The organism is Bacillus sp. JJ1127 (genome assembly GCF_036965845.1).
GTDB lineage: Bacteria > Bacillota > Bacilli > Bacillales > Bacillaceae_G > Bacillus_A.
The window spans coordinates 2874-3532 of sequence record NZ_JBALQK010000154.1; the positions used below are offsets into that span (position 1 = coordinate 2874).

The 659-nt window shown below is 29.9% G+C and carries 1 pseudogene; it reads left to right on the forward strand.

Annotated elements, in window-relative coordinates:
- Positions 1 to 16: 16 nt before the first annotated feature.
- Positions 17 to 352 (forward strand): annotated as a pseudogene (cesH, locus tag V7183_RS15825) (cereulide biosynthesis alpha/beta hydrolase CesH); the annotation flags it as partial.
- Positions 353 to 659: the final 307 nt, after the last annotated feature.

Sequence of the window (659 nt, forward strand, 5' to 3'; positions counted from 1 at the left end):
AAAAGAAAAATAATGCGAGGAGTATTTTAATCTTTATTATCAAGAAAGTCTACAAATAAACAAAGACGCTTTTTTAAGGGTTATGAATGAAAATTCTTCATTTAAAATACCTAAAACATTCAGGAAATACCCACACAATATATTAGTTACTGTTGGTGAAAAAGAGAAAAAAATAATGAAGGATTCAATGAAGGGGATTATGGCTAACAATCCCAATTGTCAAGGAGTTATCATTCCTAAGATTGGTCATGGGATACCTTTAGCAGATCCAAAGCTCTTTAATAAGATGTTAGAAGAATGGTTAGATAGTAATTTAATTATAGGTGAAGTGAAATTGGTATCTAATAATTGAAAATTTAGGTCTTTCATGTGCATCCACCATTTTATGATTTTGATTTACTTATATCCGTTGTAGAGTTTCCTACTTATTAACTAACTGGGGCGTTCGCTCGGTAAGAATTAAACAACTTTAAAAAGCCTTATTACATTTTATTTAGCAAGGCTCTTATTTTTTTATGGCAAAATTAAACAACTTTGTTATCGCTTTACAATAAGAATATCTTTGCTTTTGTTGAAGTTTAGTAGTATCATTCGTGAATAGCGAGATAGCGAAGTAAAACCAGAGGTACATATTCCTCTGGTTGATTTAAAATAAAGTC